This is a genomic window from Gordonia sp. GONU, from assembly GCF_024733855.1.
GTDB lineage: Bacteria > Actinomycetota > Actinomycetes > Mycobacteriales > Mycobacteriaceae > Gordonia > Gordonia amicalis.
The window spans coordinates 52,483-77,122 of record NZ_JANRHB010000014.1; the positions used below are offsets into that span (position 1 = coordinate 52,483).

The window sequence follows — 24,640 nt, forward strand, 5'->3', positions numbered from 1 at the left end:
CGATCTGCTGCCCAGGGTAGTGGAGAGTCGACGGCGTCAGCAGCCGCGTGCAGGAGCCTGGGCCCGGGCGCTCCGGCCGAATGTCGAGGCGATGACCAGCGTGCCCTCCGCTGTCCGGCCGTCCGGCGTCGGTGCGGACGGGTGTGGTGTGCCTCCCGGCGTCGGTGAGAGAGTTCTGGAACGAACCGGCGGGTGGTCGTGCGCTTGTCGCACCTCATGCATCAGGACTCGGGAGCCAGCTTCCGCCACAGGAACTCGAAGGCGAGTGCGGTCTTGAATGCGGCCTGCTTGTTGTCCGCGGCACCGCCGTGACCGCCCTCGATGTTCTCGTAGTACATCACCTCGTGGCCCGTCTCCTCCAGCCGCGCAACCAGTTTGCGGGCGTGGCCGGGATGGACGCGGTCGTCCCGGGTGGACGTCGTCACGAGGATCGGCGGGTACGAGGCATCCGCATCGATGTTCTGATAAGGCGAGAACGGCTGCATGAACTCCCACTGCTCGGGATCGTCGGGGTCGCCGTACTCGGCAACCCATGACGCGCCTGCGAGCAACAGGTGGTAGCGCTTCATGTCGATCAGCGGGACCTGGCACACCAACGCGCCGAAGAGCTCCGGGTAGCGGGTGAGCATGACGCCCATGAGGAGTCCACCGTTGGAACCCCCCTGTGCGCCGAGCTGTTCCGGGGTGGTGAGTCCGCTGTCGACGAGAGCCCCGGCGACGGCGGCGAAATCCTCGTACACCAGGTGGCGTCCGGCCTTCTGGGCCTGCGTGTGCCACGAGGGTCCGTACTCGCCGCCGCCGCGGATGTTCGCGATCACGTAGGTGCCACCGCGTTCGATCCAGTTCTTGCCGGAGATCGACAGGTAGTTCGGGGTGAGCGAGTTCTCGAAACCGCCGTAGCCGTACAGCAAGGTGGGGCCGGTGGTCACGTCCCGGCGGCGGATCACGAAGTAAGGGATCTGGGTCCCGTCCTCCGATGTCGCGAAATACTGTTCGGCGATCACCGATTCGGAGTCGAAGAACGTCGGGCTGCGCTTGATGACCCGAGGACTGGTGCCGTCGCTGTGCAGCAGACTCGGCGGATCGGTGAACGAGGCCGCCATCCAGAACACCTCGTCGCTCTCGTCGGGATCGGTGTCGAGAACCGACACGGTGGCGAGGTCCGGGAGGCCCGGGAAGTCGACGACCTCCCAGCTGCCGAGCTCGCGCACCTCGACCCGGGTGTGCACATCGTGCAACGTCACGATGATGAGATGTGAACGCGTGTAGGCATAGTCGACGAGGCTCGTGTGCGCGTCCGGGATGAACAGCACCGCGGCCTCGCGGCCGCCGGCACGGTAGTCGTCGTAGTCGAACGCGAGCAGGGTGCCCGGCGCGTGGGTCGTACCGGCGACCTCCCATTCCGACCTCGTCATCACCAGCAGCCAGTTCATCCGCACCCCGGCGTGAGCGTCGGTCGGGACGTCGACCAGTTCCGGTTCGCCGTCGCGCAGTTCGAACAACAGGGAGTTGAAGAAGTCCGTCGAACGCGAGACGAAGTGCCGCTCGAACCCGGGAGTGTCGTCGTAGGTCGCGTGCACCGACACGTCGCTCTTCTCGCCGGCGAAGACCGTGATGGCGTCCTCGAGCGGCGCACCCCGCGACCAGCGCTTGGCCACGCGGGGATAGCCGGAGTCGGTCAGCGAGCCCACACCGTCCGGCTGTTCCCCGAAATCTGTTCCCACGTAGACGGTGTCGCGGTCGATCCAGCGCACATTCGACTTGTTCTCCGGCAACGTGAAGCCATCGGTGATCCACTGCCGCGACGGGATGTCGAACTCGCGGATCACGCTGGCGTCGGCACCACCCCGGGACAGCGACACCAGCGCGCGCTCGTACTCGGGCCGGAGCACCGTCGCGCCCGACCACACCCAGTTCTCGTCCTCGGTGCGAGCGAGTTCGTCGATGTCGAGAATGATCTCCCATTCGGGCGCGTCGGTCACGTAGGACTCCAGCGTCGTCCGTCGCCAGAGCCCGCGAGGATTCGCCGCATCGCGCCAGAAGTTGTAGAGGAACTCGCCGCGACGCCGGACGAACGGGATGCGGTCGTCCGTGTCGAGGATCGCCAGGGCCGACGCCTCCATGTCGCGGAAGCGGTTCGACGACGAGAGCGTCTCTACGGTGGGTTCGTTGTGGGAGCGCACCCACGTCAACGCCTCGTCGCCGGTGACGTCCTCGAGCCAGAGGTAGGGATCGTCGATGCTGGTGGAGATGGCGTCGGCCTGCTCGGTCATGGCGTCAAACTTACGCGGGCCGGGTGCCGGTCGCGGGTGTTGCGGGGCCCGCCCGCGGTACGTCTGTGCCTCGCTCGGCCGAAATCGTGCCGATGAACTGGGGAATCGCGACCTGGCGACGCACCACGCGGTATCTTCTCTGCGCGAGGATGAGGAGATCCGCATGCCCACTTTCGATTCGGCCCCCGTCCGGCGCCATGGCCGTGTTCGCGGCCGCTTCTCAGGCAGTTTCCCGCGACGACATGCTCCCCGATGGGGGCGGGTGCCGTTGGCGGTCTGTTCGGCGCTCTCGGTGGTGGCCCTCGTCGCCGCGTGTGACAGCGGGTCCTCCGGTACCGGCTCCCCGCCGACCGAACCGTCGGGGTCGTCGGCGTTGGTGAACCCGAACGCCGTCGTCGCGAGGCCGTTGCCGGCCGACGCGGTGGACAAGGCCGTCGGGCAGCTCGACGGGCTCGTCGAGTCGCTGATGTCGTCGACCGGATTGCCGGGTCTGGCGGTGGCGGTGGTGTCGGGCGGTGAGACCAAGTATGCGAAGGGATTCGGGGTCAAGGACGTGACCACGGGGCAGAAGGTCGATCCCGACACCGTCTTTCAGCTCGCGTCGGTGTCCAAATCCGTCGGGTCGACGGTGGTCGGCGCGGCGGTCACCGACAAGACCGTGGCCTGGGACATGCCCATCGTCGACGGGCTGCCCTGGTTCGCGCTCTCCGATCCGTACGTCACCCGCACGGTGACCGTCGGGGACATGTACTCGCACCGATCCGGACTGCCGGACCACGCCGGCGACAAACTCGAGGACATGGGTTATTCGCGGACCGAGGTTCTCCAGCGGCTCCGCTTCATGCCTCTCGACCCGTTCCGGATCAGCTACGCCTACACCAACTTCGGTGTGACCACCGGCGGTGAGGCGGTTGCCGCGAAGGCGGGCAAGGACTGGCCGACGCTGTCGCAGGATCTCATCTACGGACCACTGGGCATGACCAGCACCAGTTCCCGCTACGCGGATTTCGAGAAGCGGACCGACCGTGCCGTCGGGCACATCAAGATCGACGGCAAGTGGGCCAAGACCACCATCCCTCGTGACCCGGACGCCCAGACACCGGCCGGTGGGGTCAGCTCGACGGTCAACGACATGGCCACCTGGCTGAAGATGGTTCTGGCGCAGGGCAAGCACGACGGCGCGGAGATCGTCGCCCCGGACGCACTGCTGCCCGCGGTGTCGCCGCAGGTCGTGTCGAGTCCGCCGGCGAACCCGGACACGCGTGCCGGCTTCTACGGCTACGGCTTCAACGTGGGCGTGACGGCCGACGCCCGCACCCAGTTCAGCCACGCCGGCGCGTTCGCGTCCGGTGCAGGCACCGTGTTCGCGATGCTGCCATCTGCGGACACGGCGATCGTCGTGCTGTCCAACGCCGCACCCATCGGCGCGGTGGACGCGCTGGCCGCCGAGTTCATGGACCTCGTGCAGTTCGGCGAGATCCGCAGCGACTGGCGCGAGCTCTATGCCAAGGTCTATGCGCCCCTCAGCGTGCCGAACGGCGAGCTCGTCGGAGAGCAGCGTCCGGCGAATACCACGCCGTCACAGCCGATGCCGACGTTCGTGGGCACCTACGCGAACGCTGTGTACGGACCGGCCGAGGTCGTCGAACGGGACGGCAAGCTGTTCCTCGAAATGGGTCCGGGCGGCGTCCGCAAGCACGAACTCGCCCATTGGGACCGCAACACCTTCACCTTCACCCTGCACGACGAGAACGCCGAGATCGGCACGATCTCGCAGGTGACCTTCGACGGTCCGAAGATGACGGTCGAGTACTACGACGACGAGGAGAGCGACGGGGTCTTCCTGCGGAGGTGAGACGGGTTCGACCGTGCAACAGCTGTCGCGGATCGGTTCGACCGGCGACACGATCTGCGACAGCTGCCGTGAGCGTCAGCTCGTCGGCGATGCGGTGGCGAGCGGGTCGGGAACCTCGCCCGTGCGGATCGGGCACCGCGTGTGCGAGTAGATCGTCGGCATGCAGAGGTTGCAGTGGATGCACCGCGACTTCGTCGACGGGTCCGCGGCGATCCGCAGCGGCAGATCGGGTTCTCGCAGGACCGCGCGGCCCATCGCCATGAACTCGAAGCCCTCGGCCATCGCCATGTCCATCGACGCCCGGTCGGTGATGCCGCCGAGCAGGATCATGGGCAGGTCGACCGCCTTGCGCAGCTCGCGGGCGAGCGGCAGCAGATAGCCGTCGTGGTATTGGTAGCGCTTGAGGAAGACCGGTGCGAAAGTCTTGAGCCCGTATTTCATTGCGCCGGAGAAGGCGTCGGCGAACTCCTTGCGCGGGGCGTCCCCGTGGAACAGGTACATCGGGTTGAGCAGCGAGCTGCCCGCGGTGGGTTCGATGGCGTCGAGATGGCCGTCGGACTCCAGCAGCTGCGCCACCTGACATGCCTCGTCGACGTTGAAGCTGCTCAGCTTGGCGCGCCCCTTCGCCCGTGCCTCCGGAGACCGCTCGATGTCGGGCTTGCCCACGCCGTCGTAGGTGTTGAGCTTCACCCAGATCGCGGCCTCGTTCCCGACCTCCTCACGCACGCTCTCGACGACCTCGCGGGCGATGCGTGCGCGGTTGACCAGGCTCCCGCCGTAGCCGTCGCGACGATGGTTGAGCAGGGGAGACAGGAAGCTGGAGATGAGATAGTTGTGCCCGCAGTGGATCTCGAGCCCGTCGAAGCCGGAGTCGACGGCGATGCGGGCGGCCCGCCGGAACTTGATCCGCAACTCGGCGATGTCCTCGACAGATGCCTTGTGGGTCAACGACATCCCCATCGGTGCGGGGATGCGGCCCGGACCCCACGCCTTCGCGCGGTTGGACACCGAGTTGGCCACCGCGCCGGCATGGCCGAGCTGGGCGGCGGCGAGTGCGCCCTCGGAGTGGATGGCGTCGGTCAGCTTGCGCAGACCGGGCATCGCCTCGGGACGCATCCAGATCTGGTGACGGTCGGTGCGACCTTCCGGCGAGACGGCGCAGTAGGCGACGGTGCTCATCGAGACACCGCCGGCCGCGACCTCGCGGTGGAACTCGATCAGTTCGTCGGTGACGAGGGCGTCGGGCGTCATGCCCTCGAAGGTGGCGCATTTGATCAGTCGGTTCCGCAGGGTGAGCGGGCCGAGCTGCGCTGGGCTGAACGGTCCGGCGTCGGGGCTGTCCACGTCGGTTCCTCTCAATCGGTGTCGGTTTGGGTGGGCTGGCTTTCTGCTCCCTGAGGAAGCCCGGAGCTTGCGGAGGGCTGTCACGAAGGGGGCGCCGACAGCCCCGCGGTGACGAACTCCGCGAGGGCGGCGACGGCTTTGGCGTCGAGCGGCTCGGTGCTGCCGAAGCGCAGGAGGATCAGCTGGAAGGCGAGTGCCCAGCGTCGGCGTGCCGCGCCGGCGGGCAGTCCGGGGATGGCGTCCAGCAGGATGTCGGCGAACGGATCGAGGCCGAACCACCGGGCGGTCCAGCCGACCGTCGGGTGGTTGAGGACGAACCGTGACAGCAGCCGCAGGTGCAGGTGACCGGTCGGATCGCCTTGGAGCTCGACGAACGGTGCGAGCAGCACGTCGACGACGTGACGCACCGAGTCGGTCTCGGGATCGATCGACGCCAGGGCGTCGGCCCAGCACGGCGCCAGCCGGGATTCGAGCAGGGCGATCGTCAGGTCGTCCTTGGTTCCGAAGTGGTAGTGCACGGCCGCCGGGTTGGCGTCGGCGGCGGCGCAGATCGCGCGGACGGACACCTTGTCGTAGCCGTCGGCCAGGAAGAGCCGTTCGGCGACGGCGAGCAGGGTCTCGCGGGTACCGGCCGATCCGGCCCCGGGTGCCGCCGCATCGGTGGTCTGGGTCACAGTGGGATGAAACCACAGATCAAACAGCGTTTCAAACAGTGATTGAACCCGTCGCGGTGTTACCGGCGAGTAGTGGGGACGGACTGCGACGGACCATCGACGGGACGTAGGGTGGCAGGCGTGGCTGAACACTTTCAAACAGTTGTATTGGGTGCAGGTCCAGGTGGGTACGTAGCCGCGATCCGGGCGGCTCAGCTGGGCATGAAAACCGCCGTCATCGAGGAGAAGTACTGGGGCGGTGTGTGTCTCAACGTCGGATGTATCCCGTCCAAGGCGTTGCTCCGTAATGCCGAACTCGCGCACATCTTCAATCACCAGGCCAAGACCTTCGGCATGAGTGGCGACGTGTCCTTCGACTTCGGCGCGGCGTTCGACCGCAGCCGCAAGGTCTCGGACGGCATCGTCAAAGGCGTCCACTACCTGATGAAGAAGAACAAGATCACCGAGATCGACGGTTATGGCGTGTTCACCGATGCCAAGACCATCAAGGTCGGCGATCGGGAGATCACCTTCGACAACGTCATCATCGACACCGGCTCGACCGTGAAGCTGCTTCCGGGCGTCGAACTGTCGGAGAACGTGGTCACCTACGAGACCCAGATCCTCACCCGTGAGCTGCCCGAGTCCATCGTCATCGTCGGCGCGGGTGCGATCGGCATGGAGTTCGGCTACGTGCTCGCCAACTACGGTGTCGACGTCACCATCGTCGAGTTCCTCGACCGCGTCCTGCCCAACGAGGACGCCGACTCGTCGAAGGCCGTCGCCAAGGAATACAAGAAGCTCGGCGTCAAGCTGCTGACCTCCACCAAGGTGCAGTCGGTCACCGACAACGGCGACAGCGTCACCGTCACCTACAAGGACGCGAAGGACAAGGACGGCGAGCTGACCGTCGACAAGGTCCTCATGTCCGTCGGCTTCGCCCCGCGCGTCGAGGGTTTCGGTCTGGAGAAGACCGGCGTCGAGCTCACCGACCGCGGCGCCATCGCGATCGACGACTACATGCGCACCAACGTCGACGGCATCTATGCCATCGGTGACGTCACCGCCAAGCTGCAGCTCGCCCACGTCGCCGAGGCGCAGGGCGTCGTCGCCGCCGAGACCATCGCCGGTGCCGAGACGATGACCCTGGGTGACTACCGTTTCCTCCCGCGAGCCACCTTCTGCCAGCCGCAGGTCGCCTCCTTCGGACTCACCGAGGCGCAGGCCGAGGACGAGGGGTACAACGTGAAGGCCACCACGTTCCCGTTCACCGCCAACGGAAAGGCACAGGGGCTCGGCGAGACCACCGGCTTCGCGAAGCTGGTCACCAACGCCGACACCGACGAACTTCTCGGCGGACACCTGGTGGGCGACGGCGTTTCCGAACTTCTCCCCGAGCTGACGCTGGCCCACAAGTGGGATCTCACCGCCAAGGAGCTCGCACGCAACGTGCACACGCATCCGACGATGTCAGAGGCGCTGCAGGAGACGTTCCACGGCGCGATCGGGCACATGATCAATCTGTGAGCCGCGCGTCGGGTTGGTCGGCCACGGCGCGATCGGGCACATGATCTACCACTGGCCACCGACAACGGCTGCTGCCGGTCCCATCCCGAAAGGGGCGGGCCGGCAGCAGCCGTTGTGGTCTGTGCTGTGGGCGAGGATCGGGCGGGTGACTATTCCCCGGTCCGAGCCCCGCTGTTCTGGGTCTCGCTGTTCTGCGTCTCCGCGGCCTTCTCGAGCTCCTCGAGGATCTGCAACGACAGGAAGGTCATCGGCCCGTCGTCCTCGAACTTGTCACTGACGTTGCCGGCGAGTCCGCCCTCGACTGCCAGGCGGCCGCACAGGTCGAGCTTGAGTTGCGGCGAACCCTCGCTGAAGTCCAGATCGGCGAGGTCGACCCACACGATGTTCGGGCGGGTGGTCGATTCGTAGACGAAACGCTTGTTCGTCAGATCCGTGACCGTCTGCCAGATGGTCTGCGACGCATCCGGTTTGCCCGGGTCCGGGATGCGGAAGGGTTGCGCGGCGTTACGGATGACGCTGAAGATCGCGGCGATGGCCTCGAGCTGGGTGTCCGGCTGGGCGAGACGTTCGACGTAGTACGACGCGCCGGCGAATCGATCGGCGGCGAGGGTGGAACCCGGCAGGGGTTTGTCGCCGCCGAGTCCACGGATCTCCTTGACCAGCTCGAGCTGCTTGTCGAAGGTCGGTGAATTGGTCATCACGCGGTAGGAGGGATCGTGGTAGACCTTCGGATGGCCGTCGATGTACTCGATGATCGCCGAGTCGCCGGTGGCGTCGTCGAGCGCCAGGTGGATGGTGGGCGGGGTGCCGCCGGTCGGGTCGTCCATCTGCACCACCTGGACGTCGGTTTCCTCCACCCACGCGACGGCGTCGGCGACCGTGGCGAAGTTGTCGAGGAAGTACTGCAACCAGATGGCCTGGCTGAGCGCGGTGCGCGACCCGTCGTAGGTGCCATAGGTGGATTCGGCCACCCAGAGCACATGTCCCGCCAGACCGGCTTCGTTGAGCCCATCGACCGAGATGATATCGACCGAGATGATGTCGAAGGCCGCCGCGATCACACTGCCGTACTTCGACGTCCAGGTCAGCTCACCCTCGACGCCGTCGTCGCGCTTCACGCCGCGTGGTTGCTTCCACAGGTTGGTCATCAGATCCTTGTGGAAATCCATGTTCCGGCCGACCAGCACCGAACCGTTGGCGTCGGGCCAGATCACTCGTGTGCACATGCGTTGTCACTGCCTAACTCATCGCGATGGGGATCGGTCTCCGCACAGACGGAGTCCGTCGCCGGTGAGCATACTCATGAGGATCTCGAATGTTCTGCCGCACAGTGAAGTCGGCGCATTCTTGACGCTGGGTCGGCAGGCGCCGGCACCCCGGCGCGGACTGTTCCGGTCCGCCCGGGAAGGGATCGCGCACCGGCGGCGACCGGGCTTCCCCGATCACCCGATTGCAGCCGACTCGAGGGCGGCAATTTCGTGACACAACAAGCGGTTCGGGCGGCAAATTTGAGCAGGTGCGGATTGCTCTGACACCGATTGCGGAACGCCTGGACAGATCGGTACGGGACACAGAAGCGGATGACGTGGGAGTTCGCCGCGATTCCGGCGTCCACCATCGAATTCGCACGTTCCAAAAGGTCCGCGCAGGCCTCTCCGGGATCGAATTGCGAATGCCCGGGAAGATCGGAATTCACGGTATAACCAAACGTTATGAGCACAACCATCCTGCACAATGCTCGTCTGATCGACGGGACCGGAGCCGACCCGATCGCCGACGCGGTTGTCGTGATCGACGACGGCAAGATCACCTACGCCGGTGCGGCTGCTGGTGCCCCGCAGATCGACGAGTCGGCGAAGCCGGTGAAGGTGGATGTCGGGGGCAACACCGTCACTCCCGGATTCTTCGACTGCCATGTGCATCTCTCGCTGCCGGGCACCAAGGGCTCACCGATCTCCGCAGCGATGGTCCCGCCGTCGTACCGCTACTTCGAGCTCATCGACCGCCTCAAGACCACGATCGGCGCCGGTGTCACCACCGTGCGTGACCTCATGGGCGTCGACGTCGGCGTTCGGGACGCGGTCGCCCACGGTCTCGTCGCCGGTCCGCGACTCCTGGTCGCCGACAAGATGCTCAGCCAGACCGGTGGCCACGCCGACTTCCACATCGCGTCCGGCCTCGACGGCACCGGCCTGATCGGCGGTCTCCTCGTGGACACCGTCGACGAGGCGCGCCGCGAGGTCCGCAAGCTGTTGCGCAGCGGTGTCGACGTCGTCAAGGTCGCCTCCAGCGGCGGTGTCTCCTCTCCCAGCGACGACCCGGACTGGCTGGGTGCCCGCACCGAGATCGTCGCCGCCCTCGTCGAAGAGGCCCACAACTACGGCGGTCGCAAGGTCGCGGCTCACGCCATCGGACTCGCCGGGATCCAGGCCGCCGTCCAGGGTGGCGCGCATTCGATCGAACACGGCTACGCCCTCACCGACGAACTGCGCGCCGAGATGGTCGAGCGCGGTCAGTACCTGGTGCCCACCCTCATCGAGACCCTCAAGCCCGACACCGCGACCCCGCAGGCGGTCGCCAAATCCGAGAAGTGGCACAACCTGGCACACGAGTCCATCGCGGCGTCGATCGAGGCCGGCATCAAGGTCGCCGTGGGCACCGACGCCGGTCTGGTCCCCGACCACGGGGCGACCCTCGGCGAGCTCGGCTGCCTGGTGAAGTTCGGTGGCATGACCCCGATGCAGGCCATCGTCGCCGGCACCCGCACCTCCGCCGAGCTCTGCGACGTCGCCGACACCCTCGGCACCCTGGAGCCGGGCAAGCTCGCCGACGTGGTCGTCGTCAAGGGCGATCCGCTCGCCGCCATCGATTCGCTGGCCGACCACGACAACATCCTCCTGGTCCTCAAGGAGGGCAAGACCGCCTCCAACCGCGGCGGATACGCACTCTGATCGATCGCGGGGAGTGAACTCGTGGAAGCGCTGAATCGCTTCCTGTGACGCATCGACGAGAGCCGGTGACCAGTTCGGTCACCGGCTCTCGTCGTATCCCGGCACTCTTTTCACGGCCGGCGGTTCGGAATGGCCGATGAATTCTTCGCACACATATCCCGTCCTTTTCCGGAATTCGGCGAGAAACGGACCTAGGAAGTGCGGACTACGCTCGGAGCGGTGAGTGTCGTCGAACGTGTCCGCGAGTGGGAGTTGCCGTGGCCGCTCGACGTTCGGGGCACTGTCGGTCATCTTCGACGGGGAGCCGGTGACCCCACGTTCGTCTACGGCAGCGACGGGTCGATCTGGCGCGCTGTACAGACCCCCGACGGCCCGGGCACCGAGACCCTGCGAATCGACGGTTCCCGAGTGCTGGGACGTGCATGGGGTCCGGGAGCCGACTGGCTGCTCGAGCAGTTGCCGGACTTCCTCGGTGCCTCCGACGACCCGCAGGCGATGACCGTGCACGACGACGTGGTCGCCGGACTCGTCCGGCGGTCGGTGGGCCTGCGCATCGGCCGGACCGACCGGGTGTGGGAGGCGCTCGTACCGGCGATCCTCGAGCAGAAGGTGGTCGGCGCCGAGGCCTTCCGCGCGTGGCGATATCTGGTGCGCCGCTTCGGCGAACCGGCGCCCGGTCCGGTACCCGACACGATGCGTGTGCCGCCGCCGCGGGCCGCGTGGGCCGACATCCCGTCGTGGGAGTGGCACCGGAGCGGCATCGAACCGGTGCGCATGCGCACGATCCGCGGCGCGACCGTGATGGACGTGGAGCGCCACCACGACCGGCTCCGGCTCCTACGGGGCGTGGGGCGCTGGACCGAGGCGGAGACGCGTGCGCGTGCGGTCGGCGACACCGACGCGGTGTCGGTCGGTGACTATCACATCCCGACACTGGTGGGCATGACCCTCATCGGCGAACCGGTCGACGACGCGGGCATGCTCGAACTGCTGGAACCCTATGCCGGACAACGGCGTCGGATCATCCGGATGGTCGAGCTGCACGGCGTCCGCCGAGAGCGGCGCGGACCGCGGATGACGGTGCGCGACTACCGGTCCTTCTGACCCGGAGCGTCAGCGTGATGCATCCGAGGGTGACGAGGGTCAGCGCGATCGCGCCGCAGTAGAGGAGTCCTCCGGTGGGACCCCACGGCGGCATGAACGCGAGTTCCTGTCCGGTGCCGAAGGTTCCGTTGAGGAAGGGCATGTACTGCTGCAGCGTATAACCGTCGGGCACCAGGCTGATCGCGTTCTCGATGACGTACGCCCAACCTAGCAGTGCCCCAACGGTTCCCGCGGGGTGGCCGATGATCGCGGCGAGTCCGATGCCGATCCCGACCGCGAACACCGCGAAGACCGGCACCGCGATCAGGAAGCGGACCCCCTCCGCCGAACCGATGTCGACCCCGCTGTAGACCTTCGGGAAGAAGGTGGGCAGCATCGCCATGACCAGCGCGACCAGTGCCGCGCTACACAGGGCGGCGCCAGTGCCGTAGGCGATCCACCGGGAGACCAGACCGGTCCAGCGCCGCGGGTAGAGGTGGCGGGCGAGCTCTCCCAGCGCACCGCGCTCCGCGGTCGCCTGGGCGTAGGCGGCGACCACGGCCCAGATCATCACGGTGAAGGTGATGACCCAGTAGACCGAATTGGTCGTGGTGACCGAGGTGACCTGGATGCTGCCCGAGATCGACGCGAACCGTTCGGCGACGGTGGCGACGCCGAAAGTGATGACGAGGGGCAGAAGTACCGCTCCCGGGATCAGCCCGTAGAGCAGAATGCTGCGTGCACCGCCGACACGGGTGAGCTCGGCGCGGGTGCCGCGACGGATCTGGCCCACCACGGCCGCGAGTGTGGTGGTCATGGGGTGACTCCTGCGGATGTCAGGCCGGCCGCCGCGGCGAGGTATGCCTCCTCGAGATCCGCATGCCCACCGATGAATTCGGTCAGCGGCGCATCGGCGGTGACATGACCGGAATCCAGGACGACGACGCGGTCGGCGGTGCGGGCCACCTCGTCGAGGTGGTGAGAGGCGATGAGCAGGCGGCGGCCGTCGTCGGCGAGGTCCCGGAGAAGGCCTCGGAGCCAACGGATGCCGTCGATGTCGAGACCGTTGACCGGCTCGTCGAGGATGAGCGTCCGGGCGTCGCCCAGGAGCGCGGTCGCGATCCCGAGCCGCTGCCGCATGCCCAGGGAGTAGTCGACGACCCGGCGGTCGGCGACGTCGGAGAGTCCGACGAGGTCGAGGACCTCGGCCACCCGGCCGGTCGGGATCCCGCCGGCCCGGGCGAGCCAGGTCAGGTGGCGCCGGGCGGTGTGTCCGGGATGGGCGCCGTCGGTGCCCAGGTGCATACCGATCACCGTCGATGGTGTGGCGAGTTCGGCGAATCGCTTGCCGTCGAAGAGGATTCGTCCCGCAGAGGGCGGGATCACACCGCAGATGGTCCGCAGTAGCGTGGTCTTTCCGGTGCCGTTGCGGCCGAGCAGATAGACGAGCTCACCGTCGTCGACGTGAGTGGTGATCCCATCGAGAACGGCCTGCCCGCCCACTCGGACGGACAGGCCGTTGATGTCGAGCACGCCGATCAGCTGTTGCAGTAGATGTTCAGGCCGACGGTCTTGACGCCCTGGCACAGCGAGCTCGCCGCGAGCTTCCAGTTGCCGTCGAGCTTCTTGAACTCGATCGTCATGCGGATCGTGGGACGGCCGGCCGAGCCGCTGTTGAGCGTGGCGGTGACACTGTTGCCCTTCTGGACCAGGGGGCCGGTCACGTCGTTCCAGCCACGAGGCGCACGGAAGAGGCCGAGTGAGTACACGGTCTTCGGGACGATCACGGCGTTCATGCCGCCCTCGACGTTGGCTGCCTTGGCCTGATCCGACGCCGGCGTCTCGACCAGGAACTCGACGATGTCGTTGAGATCGGCGAGCGTGGGACGGTCGGCGGTGACCTTGAAGTTCGGCGGGAAGGTCTTGGCGGCCGAGGCGCCGCCGGTGGCCGATACGAGCCCGATGACGGCCACGAGCGTCGCGAGCGCGGCGATGGTCATCCTCCGGATGAGCTGCATGACGTGGTTCTCCTGTGTCCGGCGGTGGTCGTTCGCCAACGCCTTTGGAGTAACTTAATCCTCAAAATTGATTGAGGCAAGCCTTACCTATGTACGTGTCTCAGGGGAGGGCTGCGCCGCGTCGCACCGGGGCCAGTCGCAGCACGATCTCGCAGTTGCCGCCGGACGGATCCGGGGCGACGCTGACGGCATACTGCGAACTGAGTGCGGGGGAATTCGCGGCAAGTGCCTGCTCGATGACCCCGCGAGCGATTCCGCGGGCGACCTCGGGGTGCGTGCGGGCGATGTCCTGCAACGGGCACGAGCACAGTCGTAGTTCGTGGGAACCGAAGGCGCTCACCATGTTCGACACCTGGAAGCCCAGTTCGCCGAGGGTTTGGGCGGCGACGGTCACGGGGTCGGGCAGATCGGCGGCAGGCACGGGGTGCGCATGCTGTTCGGCCCAGAGGCGACCGGCCTCGGCGCCGGCGTGCTCGCGAGCCGCCGTCGTGCTGCCGAGCTGTCCGAGGAGATGGCCCAGCAGCGCGCCGGTGGGCGCCTGCCGGACCATCCGATAACCGACGCGGGGACGTCCGACGCCTGCGGTCGGGACCGTCGTGGTCTCGACCCGCCCCTCCTCGACGAGCTTGGCGAGGTGGAAGCGGGCCGTGGTGACATGCAGGTCGAGGCGTACCGAGATCTCTCCGGCGACCATCGGCTCGGCCGATTCGGTGAGCAGGGCGATGATCTTGTCGCGCTGCTTGGTCGCCATGGGTTCCTCTCGATCTCGACGCGCACCGACGCGGAGTTCAGTTCGCAGTCGGATTCTCCAACACCACCAGTGTGACCACTGCATCGGTCCGCGCTTCGAGTGCGTGCGGGATGTCGGCGTTCACGTGGATCGCGACGCCCGCCTCGAGGCGCGTCGTGTCGTCACCCACGGTGAAGTCGATCTCGCCGCTCTGACCGATGACCAGGATCGGCCGGCCCGCGCGATGGTCGGGCATCGTCTGCCCGGCGAGGAACGACAGACGCACGACGTTGGCACCGTCGTTGCGGGAGAGTACGGAGATGTCGGGACGGTCGCCCGCCTTGCCGGTGTTCTCGGCAAGGCCGGTGATCACGGTTGTGTCGCTCATGCCGCGACCTCCGGCTTCGTCGCGATGATCTCGATGGCGGCCAGATGCGACTTGTACTTGGTGAAGGTCGAACGCATCGCGAGCACGCGTTTGCGGGCGTCGGCGTCGCGGATGACGTTGCCGACGAACTTCAGTGCGCGGCCGAGCCCCTCGTCGGCGATCACGCGGCGCGGTTCCAGCAGCGCCATCTCGGCGAACTTGACGGTGGTGACCTCGAAGCCGGCTTCGGTCAGCAGCTTTCGCCACTCTGCCTCGGTGAGCGGTCGCGCGTTGACTTTGATCGACCGTGCCAGGGACTTGCGGATCTCGGTCTTGTCCTCGTCGGGAAGGGTGTCGGGATTGATCGCCAGCTCGTGGATCGCGTAGCGGCCGCCGGGGCGCAGCACGCGGAACGCCTCCCCGACGATCTCGGCCTTGTTGCGGTCGGACTGCATCGTCAGCATCGCCTCGCCGACGGCGACGTCGGTGCTCGCGTCGTCGAGGCCGGTGGCCGAGGCGTCCCCGGCGACGACCCGACCGCGATCGCCGATGACGTCCTTGGTGAGGACGACGGCATCCGGATCGTCGTCGACGCCGACGTAACTGCGTGGCGATCGCTCGAGGATCGACGTGGCGGTCTTGCCCAGGCCGGGGGCGATCTCGAGTACGTCGGCGCCGTTGATGCGGGCGTTGTCGAGCAGGCTCTCGGTGAGCTCGCGTCCACCCGGACGCAGCACTCGCTTGCCGAGCCGGGCGAGCAGCCAGTGTCCCGGCATGTCCTCGGTTTTACGCCGCCCGAACGGCAGCTGATCGGCGGACGAAGTTTCGTTAGTCATACCTAACCTCCCTATTTCGAGGAGGACATTACTGTAAATCCCCTGCGGGCATAACCGGCCCCGGCTTCAGGCCCAGCACGTACTGTCCGTGGCCGGTGATGGTCTGTTCGACGTCCACCAGTCCGGCCGCACGCAGGCGGTCGACGATGGTGTGCTCATCGAAGATGTGAAAGCCGGTCAGGCCGACGACGCGTTGGACCCCGGGAAGTGACGTCAGTTCGGTCGCCACCGAAGTGAACACGACGACCTCGCCGCCCGGCCTGGTGACCCGTACGAGTTCGTCGACGACGCGGAGGGGATCGGGGATGAGATAGAGGGCGGCCAGGCAGGTGACGACGTCGAAGGTGTTGTCGCCGAACGGGATCGCGTGTGCATCGGCGCGAAGGAACGCGGCACGGTCGACGGCGTTGGTGCGGGCCGCCCGCGCGAGCATCGCTGCCGAGAAGTCGATCCCGATGCAGCGGCCGTCACCGGTCAGGCCGTCGGCGATCACGCGTGTGTAATTGCCTGGGCCACAGGCAACGTCGAGGACGAGTCGGTCGCCGGGGCGGGACAGGTATGCGCGCAGTGCGCGGTCGTAGTCCTCGGTGGCGCGCCCACCGAGACTGAACAACCGGGTGAACGTCGGTCGCCACAGGTTCTCGTAGATCTCGGCGAAGGCGGCGTTGCGCATCAGGCGCTGGCTGATCGACTCCATCGCTTCGCCGATGTCAGGTGTGACGATCGCGCTGGATGCGGAGCGTGTGAATCGTCGTGGCCAGGCTGTCGTACTGGCCGACGAGCAGCGTGAACTCGATCAGCTTGCGGTCGTCGAGGTGCCGCGACAGTGCGGCCCAGGCGATGTCGGAGACGTCCTTGTCGGCGACCAGCTCGTCGACGGCGCGCAGGATGGCCCGCTCGCGGTCGCCCCAACCGGCGTCCGGGCCCTCGAGGATGCGCTCGAACTCGACGTCGCCGATACCCGCCCGGCGCCCGAGTCTGCGGTGATGGTCGAGCTCGTACTCACAACCACGCAGATGTGCGACGCGGATGATGATCATCTCGGAGTCCTTGCGTGGCAACGTCCCGAACGGCATCAATCGGCCGCTGAAATGCAGCCAGCCGCGGAACAGGCCCTTCGCCCGGCCGAGCGTCGAGAAGATGTGCGCGTCATCGACTCCGATGACGCGGGCGGCCCCTCGCGCGAAGACGAAATTGAAACCTCCGAGTTCTCGGAGACCACCCGGTGTGACTCGCGGTGCGCTCATGGGGCCACGGTAGACTACGCCCACTATGACGAACAGCACACGGACGTTCAGAAGTGTCGAAGAACTGAAGGCCGCGATCGGCGAAGATCTCGGGTCGGGCGAGTGGCTGGAGATCACCCAGGAGCGTATCGACGCGTTCGCCGACGCCACCGGTGACCACCAGTGGATTCACACCGATCCCGAGCGCGCCAAGTCGGGACCGTTCGGCACCACGATCGCGCACGGGTATCTGACGGTCTCCCTGCTGCCGATGATCGCCGGCCAGATCTTCTCCGTCGAGGGTCCCAAGCTCGTCCTCAACTACGGCATGAACAAGCTGCGCTTTCCGAACCCGGTGAAGGTCGGCGCCCGCATCCGGTCCAACGCCGTCATCACCTCGATCGAGGAGACCCCCAAAGGCGTGAACATGGTCGTGACCAACACGGTCGAGATCGACGGTGAGTCCAAGCCGGCCTGTGTCGCCGAGAACCTGCGCGTGCTCGTCTACTGATCCTCGTCTTTCGATTCGGACTCTCGCGGCGCCCGGCCTCATCTGGCCGGGCGCCGCGGGCATCTAATGAGGTGCTATCAGCTCGCCGATCATGAATATGGTGATGGTCAGACCCAAGGCGATCGAGGCGTAGACAAGCAAGGCCCTTTCTTTATATCTGAATACACTCAGGCCCCCTGTAACGAGTGCCGCAACAGCCAGAACAAACACGCTGAGCATGGGAATGCTGACGTAAAGATTGTCTGTGAATGTTTCTCCACCTTCCTGGTGGAATAGCCCGACGATCACCAAGTTTGTGAATATGAATATCAAAAAGTATGCCGCGAGTAGCGCGGATGACCATTTGCCGAGTTTTGTTCTCGGGAGTATTTCCACAATCATTGATTGTACTCAGGCCGCCGGCCCTGGTCGGCTGTAGCGAAACCGGGGAACGACATTCGGGACAGGACCGGCCGATCGGTCGGTCGTCACCCAGGCAAGCGCCCGGATGTCGATGCCCGCCACCCTGGATGGACATTTCTTCGATATTCAACCGTGATCCCTCCGGGGGGATTTCTGCCTGAATCTGTTTGTGCCCTGCCGAAGTCCCCGCGGACGTTTAGCATGACGGAATTCGGACCGGAAGGGCGAGTTGGGCTGACCATCGGGGGTGAGCTGACCCGGGATCGCCGGTGTGACAGGAGTGTTGGCGATGCGCTCGAAGTTCAGGTGGCGATCACGGACGCTGTGTGTGGCGGCGACCGTCGGCGTCGCGACTGTCGGCCTGCTCGGTGGCGTGTGGGGGCCGGGGCTCGGCCCGGTGGCCCGGGCCGAGCCACCGAACCTGACCGCCGTACCGTCGGACATCCCGGGCGAGATCGACGCGGTGGTGCCGGCCCCGCCGGTCAAGAAGCTCAACCGAATACCGCAGCGGTCGAAGATCGAGGGCGGTTCCAAGGAACTGCAGGAACTGCGTGAGGCGGTCATGCCGTCGCCGGTGGGCGATCGTTTCTTCGATCACTGGCCCGCCGACCTCGCTGCACTCGAGCCCGGCGACCTGATCGCGACGAGAGACGTGACGCAGGTGGCCGGCTTCCTCGTCACCGTGCCGCTGCGGTCGGCCCGGCAGGTCAAGTTCCGCACCACCGACGCGACCGGCGGCCCGCTGTTCGGCACGGCGACCCTGTTCGTCCCGCAGAAGGCGTGGAGGGGTCCGGGTCCGCGACCGATCCTCGTCAACAACACACCGATCGTCGCGCTGGGCACGACCTGTACGCCGGGTTACACGTTCTCGCACGGGTACAACAAGGACACCAACAACACCGACCTGTTCCCGCCGCTGACCCAGCTGGCGCTCGATCGTGGTTATGCGGTGATCGTGCCCGACCACACCGGCGCCCGGATGGCCTATGCCGAGCCGTATGTCGGCGCGCATGTCGTCCTCGATTCCGTCCGTGCCGCGGCGAGACTCGATCCGATCGAGTTCGGTCGTGGCCCGATCGCCATGCACGGATACTCCGGTGGTGCGATCGCCACCAACGGGGCCGCGAAACTCGCCTCCACCTACGCCCCCGATCAGGCCGGACGCTTCGTCGGCGCGGCCATCGGCGGTGTTCCGGCGGATTATCGGGTCCTGGCCGGGGCGATGAACGCCAACCTCGCATCCGGGGTTTTCCACTCCGCGATGCTGGGTGTGGCGCGGGAACGTCCGGAGATCCTGGGGATGTCGAACCATGTCGCACGGTGGCTCGCGACCTCCGGGCTGCGCGACCTCTGCACCGGCGAGATGGGCATTCTGGGATTCTCCCATCTGCCGACGCAGCTGCTCTCGCTCGACCCCGACCCGTTCCATTCACCGGTCGCCGACCACATCTTCGACGTCACGTCGATGTCGGGGTACCGGGCGACCATGCCCCTGTTCATCTATCACGGGACCTACGAATGGTGGCTTCCCGCGACCCAGGCGCGTGCGCTGTTCGCCGAGCAGTGCGAACTCGGCGCGACCGCGATCTACCGCGAGTATCCGGGTGAGCACATCACGACGGTGTTCGAGGCCTTTCCCGATGTGGCCACCTGGCTCGACCGTCGATTGCAGGGAATCCCCGCCACCAACGAGTGTCGCTGATCCTCACCGTGTCTCGGTGATCGCCATGTACGGCGACACCGTGGAGGAGTGTTCGTTGACGCGCAGTGTGGCGCCCAGGGCGGGGAAGGCCCGCTGTGCGCACTGGGTTCGTTCGCAGACGCGGCAGCCCGCACCGATCGGGGTCACGTGCGCCTGCGGCCCGATCTCGAGGCCGTCGGAGTAGATCACCCGACCGGCATGGCGGAGTTCGCATCCCATGCCGATCGCGAAGGTCTTGCCGGGTTGCCCGTACCGCGCGGCGCGGCGTTCGACCGTGCGCGCCACCCAGAAGTAGTTGCGGCCGTCGGGCATCTCGGCGATCTGGGTGAGGATCTTGCCCGGCGAGGCGAATGTCTCGTAGACGTTCCACAGCGGACAGGTACCGCCGCTGGAGGAGAAGTGGAATCCGGTGGCGGACTGGCGTTTCGACATGTTTCCCGCACGGTCGACGCGGACGAACGACCACGGGATGCCGCGGAGGTTGGGGCGTTGCAGCGTCGAGAGCCGGTGGCAGATCGTCTCGTAGGACACCGCGTAGAACGCCGAGAGCCGTTCGATGTCGTAGCGGAAATCTTCTGCCGCGCCGTGGAACTGGCTGTAGGGGAGCACGACTGCTGCGGCGAAGTAGTTCGCCAGGCCGAGCAGCGCCAGTGAGCGCGCGTCCTCACTGGTGAAGTTTCCCTGGTCGACGAGTTCGTCGAGGAGATCGTGGTACTCGAGGTAGCAGAGCTCGCTGGCGAGCTTGAAGGTCCGCTGTCCGGCGGAGAGGGCGGCCGAGAACTCCAGGCGGCGCTCCTCGGAGTTCAGCCGGTGGAGAGTGTAGTCGCCGAGGTCGACGCGGCGCACGATGCTGATCCCGTGCACGTTCTCGATGCGGTTCATGATCTCGCGCCGGATGTCCGCCGAGTGCATGCGCATGCGGTTCGTCATCTCCTCGGCGGCGATGTCGAGCTCATGGATGTAGTTGCGGCGCTGATAGAAGTAGTCGCGCACTTCCTCGTGTGGTGCGCTGATCGTGCCCCGCATGCTGCGGTCGCCGCGTTCGTCGGTGGCCGCGGCGAGCTGGTCGGTCGCGATCCGGTAGCGCCGGTGAAGATTGACCATCGCCTGCGCAATCTCCGGATGCGAGGCGACCATCGTGCTGATCTGCTGGGCGTCGTGCGCGCCCGGACCGGCCTCGATGTCGTCGTCGAGCAGCACCTCGCGCAGTTCGGCGACCAATCGGAGGTCGTCCTGGGAGTCGAAGAACCCGGCGTCGACGCCGAACGCCTCGGTGATCTTGCGCAACACCGACGTGGTCAGCGGCCGGGCGTCGTGCTCGATCTGATTGAGATACGACGCGGAGATCGACAGCGTCTGCGCGAGGGCCACCTGCGAGAGTCCGCGCTCGGATCGCAACTGACGCAGCCGGGAGCCGACGTAGGTCCTGCTCACTCGCCACCTCCAGCACAGGGGATACCAGATCGATGATCCCCTTCAGGGTACGGTGACCGCGTGCGCTCACCCCGCGGCCGACCCCGCAGCCCGAGGCCGGTGGCGTCGGCCGTGTTCGCGCTGGTGGCCGCGGTGATCGCGGTCGCCGGATGTTCGAACGGGTCGGCCGAGGCACCCGCTCCTCGCACGCCTGCCGACCTGCTGCTCGAGCCATCCGACCTACCGCCGGGATTCACCGCCGAATCGCTGTCCGTCAGTGACCTCGTCGCGGGAAACCGGGCGGGCATCGACGCCGCGCGCACCGCCCGGGTGACCCCCGGGTTCTGCACCCCGACCGCCGACGCGGAATTGAACGGGGAGCTGACCGCGGACAGCTCGGCGGTCCTCGCCGCGCGTGGTGGCAAGGGGGTCCTCGTCGAGTTGGTCACCGAGGCGAGGCGCGACATCGACGCCGACCGGCTCTCCACGACCGGTCGCTGCTCGCGCACGACCACCGAGATCACCGTCGGAAATCTCGCCGGGAGCCGTGTCGTCACCGAGTACACGGAGATGGCGCCGCCCGAGGTGGACGGCGGGCTCGGCACCGGCGAGCAGATGCTGCTGACGCGGTCCGAGGTCACCACGACGCTGCCCGACGGTGGTGTCCGCCGCCAGATCGGCTTCGCCGGATATGCCGCCCTGGACCGTCCGACGTCGGGGCCGGTGACCGTCCAGCTGACGGTGTCGGGCGCGACCACGCCGGCCTCCGATCCGCCGACCGAACCGACCGAACCCGTCGACGCCGCGACCTTCGTGAGAGTCTTCGACGCCGCCGTCGGTCGCGTCACCGAACCCTGATCGAGGCAGTCCAAGCGCGCGTCGGGACGTCTGCGCGGTGTGAAAGTGGTCACTATTGCCGCGCCGGCGCCGGATGTCGGACCCCCGACGGCTCGCAGAGAAGTCGCGGAGTCTGCTGTACTCGGGAGTAGGAAATCCCAGTACGCGCGTACTTTTTTCGGGGATCCACGAAGGCTTTCACATGTCAAGATTTGCAAACTTTGCAACGCGGCGTCAAAAAATAACCCGGATTTACAGTCCGCGAGGGTTGGACCTGCGTGTTTGTCCTGTGGCACCCTTGCTGCAGGCACCTCAGACGGAAGCCCAAGAGTTCGCAAAGTCCGGCCGACACCGCCGCCGGACTCGCGAGTACAACGCTCTCGGGAACCACGTCGGATGTCTGTCAGCACTCCAGGCCTCGGCGGCGCGCCGGGCCGGTCGTCCCGATCCGACCCGGTCGAGACGAGCAGGACAACGAAAGCGAAGTAGCCAATGAGCAACGTCGGAAAGCCCCGCACCGCCGCGGAAATCCAGCAGGACTGGGACACCAATCCCCGCTGGAAGGGCATCAAGCGCGACTACACCGCCGAGCAGGTCGCTCAGCTCCAGGGTTCGGTCGTCGAGGAGCACACCCTCGCCCGCCGTGGCGCCGAGATCCTGTGGGAAGGCGTGACCAAGGGTGATGGCAGCTACATCAACGCTCTGGGTGCCCTCACCGGTAACCAGGCCGTGCAGCAGGTCCGCGCCGGCCTGAAGGCCGTGTACCTGTCGGGCTGGCAGGTCGCCGGTGACGCCAACCTGTCCGGCCACACCTACCCCGATCAGTCGCTGTACCCGGCGAACTCGGTTCCGAACGTCGTTCGTCGCATCAACAACGCGCTGCTCCGCGCCGACGAGATCGCCCGCGTCGAGGGTGACGACTCGGTCGACAACTGGGTCGTCCCGATCGTCGCCGACGGTGAGGCCGGCTTCGGTGGCGCGCTCAACGTCTACGAGCTGCAGAAGGCCATGATCGCCGCGGGTGCCGCCGGTACCCACTGGGAGGATCAGCTCGCCTCGGAGAAGAAGTGCGGCCACCTCGGTGGCAAGGTGCTCATCCCGACCCAGCAGCACATCCGCACCCTGAACTCGGCCCGCCTGGCCGCCGACGTCGCCGGTGTCCCCACCGTCGTCATCGCGCGTACCGACGCCGAGGCCGCGACCCTCATCACCTCCGATGTGGACGACCGCGACAAGCAGTTCGTCACCGGTGAGCGCACCGCCGAGGGCTACTACCACGTGAAGAACGGCATCGAGCCGTGCATCGAGCGTGCGAAGTCCTACGCTCCCTATGCCGACATGATCTGGATGGAGACCGGTACCCCCGATCTCGAGCTGGCCCGCAAGTTCGCCGAGGCAGTCAAGTCGGAGTTCCCCGACCAGCTGCTCTCCTACAACTGCAGCCCGTCGTTCAACTGGAGCAAGCACCTCGACGACAGCACCATCGCCAAGTTCCAGAACGAGCTGGGCGCCATGGGCTTCACCTTCCAGTTCATCACCCTGGCAGGCTTCCACTCGCTCAACTACGGCATGTTCGATCTGGCCTACGGTTACGCCCGCGAGCAGATGACCGCCTTCGTCGACCTGCAGAACCGTGAGTTCAAGGCAGCCGACGAGCGTGGCTTCACCGCCGTCAAGCACCAGCGCGAGGTCGGCGCCGGCTACTTCGACAGCATCGCCACCACCGTCGACCCGAACACCTCGACCGCAGCTCTCAAGGGCTCGACCGAAGAGGGCCAGTTCCACTAGGAGCTTTCCCGCCACTCCGGAACTTCGGCGAACCAGTCAGGCGGTCCGCGGCTTTCGCTGCGGGCCGCCTGTTGGTCTATCCAGGGCTTGGTTCGTACCCCGGGAGTCACCCATGTTCGTGCGAGATCAGTTGTTACCAGAACTTTCCCGTGAGGATTCGACATGAGAAGCGAGAAGGTCTGCCGAGTCGGCGTCGTCGGCGCCGGACAGATGGGTGCGGGTATCGCCGAGGTGTGTGCCCGGGCCCAGGCCGACGTGCTGGTGTACGAATCGACTCGCGATCTCGTCGCCGCTGGCCGTGCCCGCATCCTGAGTTCGCTCGATCGGGGAGTGTCGAGCGGCAAGCTGACCGAACGCGAACGCGACCAGGCGGTGGACCGCCTCACGTTCACCTCGGACCTGGGCGATTTCGCCGACCGGCAGCTCGTCTGTGAGGCCGTCGTCGAGGACGAGGCGGTCAAGACCGCGATCTTCACCGAGCTCGACAAGATCGTCATCGACCCGCATGCGGTGCTCGCGTCGAACACCTCCTCGATCGCGATCATGAAACTGGGCATGGCAACTCAGAACGCCGCCCGCGTGATCGGTCTCCACTTCTTCAATCCCGTACCCGTGCTCCCTCTGGTCGAGCTCGTCACCACGCTGATGACAGCTCCCGAGGTGACCGCACGGGCCGAATCCTTCGCACACGACGTACTCGGCAAACAGGTGATCCGTTCCGCCGATCGGTCGGGCTTCGTCGTCAACGCACTGCTCGTTCCCTATCTGCTCTCCGCGATCCGCATGGTGGAGAGCGGTTTCTCGACGGTCGAGGACATCGACAAGGCGATGGTGCTCGGCTGCGCTCATCCGATGGGGCCGCTGAAGCTCGCCGACCTGGTGGGTCTCGACACCGTCAAGGCGATAGCCGACAAGATGTACGAGGAGTTCAAGGAGCCGCTCTACTCGCCGCCGCCACTGCTTCTGCGGATGGTCGAGGCCGGTCGTCTCGGCAAGAAGGCCGGGCACGGTTTCTACGAATACGAGCGGCCCCTCGTCGGGAAAAGGTGACGTAGACCACAGGTGTTAGCAGAATGCTTGCATTTGCTAGCACAGCGTGGATACTGGAGTTCGGAAACACCAAT

23 protein-coding genes are annotated in these 24,640 nt (G+C 66.5%); 9 read left to right on the forward strand and 14 right to left on the reverse strand.

The features are described from left to right. Positions 1 to 221: 221 nt before the first annotated feature. Positions 222 to 2,273 (reverse strand): prolyl oligopeptidase family protein, encoded by a 2,052-nt coding sequence (locus NWF34_RS14410; RefSeq protein ID WP_096272990.1) that lies wholly within the window; start codon positions 2,271 to 2,273, stop codon positions 222 to 224. Between the two features lie 262 nt (positions 2,274 to 2,535). Between NWF34_RS14410 and NWF34_RS14415 the strand changes: the two genes are divergently transcribed. Next, positions 2,536 to 4,128, forward strand: a complete 1,593-nt coding sequence (locus tag NWF34_RS14415; protein ID WP_096272992.1) for a serine hydrolase — start codon at positions 2,536 to 2,538, stop codon at positions 4,126 to 4,128. A gap of 75 nt (positions 4,129 to 4,203) precedes the next feature. Here NWF34_RS14415 and NWF34_RS14420 read toward each other — a convergent pair whose 3' ends face one another. Further along, positions 4,204 to 5,472, reverse strand: a complete 1,269-nt coding sequence (locus NWF34_RS14420; RefSeq protein ID WP_096272994.1) for an NADH:flavin oxidoreductase — start codon at positions 5,470 to 5,472, stop codon at positions 4,204 to 4,206. A gap of 80 nt (positions 5,473 to 5,552) precedes the next feature. Further along, positions 5,553 to 6,146 (reverse strand): TetR/AcrR family transcriptional regulator, encoded by a 594-nt coding sequence (locus tag NWF34_RS14425; RefSeq protein ID WP_096272996.1) that lies wholly within the window; start codon positions 6,144 to 6,146, stop codon positions 5,553 to 5,555. A gap of 120 nt (positions 6,147 to 6,266) precedes the next feature. On the opposite strand from NWF34_RS14425, the gene lpdA reads away from it, so the two are divergent. Further along, positions 6,267 to 7,652, forward strand: coding sequence for a dihydrolipoyl dehydrogenase (gene lpdA / locus NWF34_RS14430; RefSeq protein WP_006436825.1), 1,386 nt, complete (start codon positions 6,267 to 6,269; stop codon positions 7,650 to 7,652). 149 nt (positions 7,653 to 7,801) lie between these two features. Here lpdA and NWF34_RS14435 read toward each other — a convergent pair whose 3' ends face one another. Further along, a complete protein-coding gene (locus NWF34_RS14435) occupies positions 7,802 to 8,878 on the reverse strand; it encodes a linear amide C-N hydrolase (protein WP_096272998.1) in 1,077 nt (358 codons plus the stop codon). A 486-nt stretch (positions 8,879 to 9,364) separates the two neighbouring features. Between NWF34_RS14435 and NWF34_RS14440 the strand changes: the two genes are divergently transcribed. Both NWF34_RS14440 and NWF34_RS14445 read left to right on the forward strand, forming a co-directional pair. Then, positions 9,365 to 10,603, forward strand: coding sequence for an amidohydrolase family protein (locus NWF34_RS14440; protein ID WP_096273000.1), 1,239 nt, complete (start codon positions 9,365 to 9,367; stop codon positions 10,601 to 10,603). A gap of 219 nt (positions 10,604 to 10,822) precedes the next feature. After that, positions 10,823 to 11,707, forward strand: coding sequence for a DNA-3-methyladenine glycosylase (locus NWF34_RS14445; protein ID WP_040004800.1), 885 nt, complete (start codon positions 10,823 to 10,825; stop codon positions 11,705 to 11,707). On the opposite strand, the gene NWF34_RS14450 is transcribed toward NWF34_RS14445, so the two are convergent. From NWF34_RS14450 to NWF34_RS14485, 8 genes are all read right to left on the reverse strand, one after another. Then, a complete protein-coding gene (locus tag NWF34_RS14450) occupies positions 11,625 to 12,503 on the reverse strand; it encodes an ABC transporter permease (protein ID WP_096273002.1) in 879 nt (292 codons plus the stop codon). The two genes, NWF34_RS14445 and NWF34_RS14450, sit on opposite strands and share 83 nt — an antisense overlap. Next, entirely contained in the window at positions 12,500 to 13,219 is a 720-nt protein-coding gene (locus NWF34_RS14455; protein WP_096273004.1) for an ATP-binding cassette domain-containing protein, read from the reverse strand. The genes NWF34_RS14450 and NWF34_RS14455 overlap by 4 nt, the downstream gene beginning before the upstream one ends. 5 nt (positions 13,220 to 13,224) lie before the next feature. Continuing rightward, entirely contained in the window at positions 13,225 to 13,704 is a 480-nt protein-coding gene (locus NWF34_RS14460; RefSeq protein ID WP_006436818.1) for a hypothetical protein, read from the reverse strand. A 100-nt stretch (positions 13,705 to 13,804) separates the two neighbouring features. Next, a complete protein-coding gene (locus NWF34_RS14465) occupies positions 13,805 to 14,455 on the reverse strand; it encodes an ArsR family transcriptional regulator (protein WP_258325343.1) in 651 nt (216 codons plus the stop codon). A 37-nt stretch (positions 14,456 to 14,492) separates the two neighbouring features. After that, complete coding sequence (locus NWF34_RS14470; protein ID WP_258325344.1) at positions 14,493 to 14,822, reverse strand: cupin domain-containing protein; 330 nt, start codon at positions 14,820 to 14,822, stop codon at positions 14,493 to 14,495. Then, on the reverse strand, positions 14,819 to 15,637 hold the full coding sequence (locus tag NWF34_RS14475) for a class I SAM-dependent methyltransferase (protein WP_258325345.1): 819 nt from the start codon (positions 15,635 to 15,637) through the stop codon (positions 14,819 to 14,821). The genes NWF34_RS14470 and NWF34_RS14475 overlap by 4 nt, the downstream gene beginning before the upstream one ends. A 28-nt stretch (positions 15,638 to 15,665) precedes the next feature. Further along, positions 15,666 to 16,334, reverse strand: a complete 669-nt coding sequence (locus tag NWF34_RS14480) for a class I SAM-dependent methyltransferase (RefSeq protein ID WP_258325346.1) — start codon at positions 16,332 to 16,334, stop codon at positions 15,666 to 15,668. 13 nt (positions 16,335 to 16,347) lie between these two features. After that, positions 16,348 to 16,884, reverse strand: coding sequence for a carboxymuconolactone decarboxylase family protein (locus NWF34_RS14485; protein WP_006436813.1), 537 nt, complete (start codon positions 16,882 to 16,884; stop codon positions 16,348 to 16,350). 25 nt (positions 16,885 to 16,909) lie between these two features. On the opposite strand from NWF34_RS14485, the gene NWF34_RS14490 reads away from it, so the two are divergent. Next, positions 16,910 to 17,374, forward strand: coding sequence for a MaoC family dehydratase (locus NWF34_RS14490; protein WP_258325347.1), 465 nt, complete (start codon positions 16,910 to 16,912; stop codon positions 17,372 to 17,374). Between the two features lie 63 nt (positions 17,375 to 17,437). On the opposite strand, the gene NWF34_RS14495 is transcribed toward NWF34_RS14490, so the two are convergent. Continuing rightward, the gene (locus tag NWF34_RS14495) at positions 17,438 to 17,749 is read right to left on the reverse strand and encodes a hypothetical protein (RefSeq protein ID WP_258325348.1); all 312 of its coding nucleotides are present in this window, start codon (positions 17,747 to 17,749) and stop codon (positions 17,438 to 17,440) included. Positions 17,750 to 18,065: 316 nt separating this feature from the next. Here NWF34_RS14495 and NWF34_RS14500 point away from each other — a divergent pair, with 316 nt between their 5' ends. Continuing rightward, positions 18,066 to 19,478 (forward strand): lipase family protein, encoded by a 1,413-nt coding sequence (locus NWF34_RS14500; RefSeq protein WP_258325349.1) that lies wholly within the window; start codon positions 18,066 to 18,068, stop codon positions 19,476 to 19,478. 3 nt (positions 19,479 to 19,481) lie between these two features. Here the strand turns inward: NWF34_RS14500 and ramB are convergent, their stop codons facing one another. Next, on the reverse strand, positions 19,482 to 20,912 hold the full coding sequence (gene ramB / locus NWF34_RS14505) for an acetate metabolism transcriptional regulator RamB (RefSeq protein ID WP_006436809.1): 1,431 nt from the start codon (positions 20,910 to 20,912) through the stop codon (positions 19,482 to 19,484). Positions 20,913 to 20,972: 60 nt separating this feature from the next. Here ramB and NWF34_RS14510 point away from each other — a divergent pair, with 60 nt between their 5' ends. The 3 genes from NWF34_RS14510 (at position 20,973) to NWF34_RS14520 (ending at position 24,566) form a co-directional block, all read left to right on the forward strand. Next, positions 20,973 to 21,749: a hypothetical protein gene (locus tag NWF34_RS14510; protein ID WP_258325350.1), complete on the forward strand. Its 777-nt coding sequence runs from the start codon at positions 20,973 to 20,975 to the stop codon at positions 21,747 to 21,749. Between the two features lie 471 nt (positions 21,750 to 22,220). Then, the gene (aceA, locus tag NWF34_RS14515) at positions 22,221 to 23,516 is read left to right on the forward strand and encodes an isocitrate lyase (protein WP_006436807.1); all 1,296 of its coding nucleotides are present in this window, start codon (positions 22,221 to 22,223) and stop codon (positions 23,514 to 23,516) included. Between the two features lie 162 nt (positions 23,517 to 23,678). Beyond that, entirely contained in the window at positions 23,679 to 24,566 is an 888-nt protein-coding gene (locus NWF34_RS14520) for a 3-hydroxybutyryl-CoA dehydrogenase (protein ID WP_258325351.1), read from the forward strand. Positions 24,567 to 24,640 lie beyond the last annotated feature (74 nt).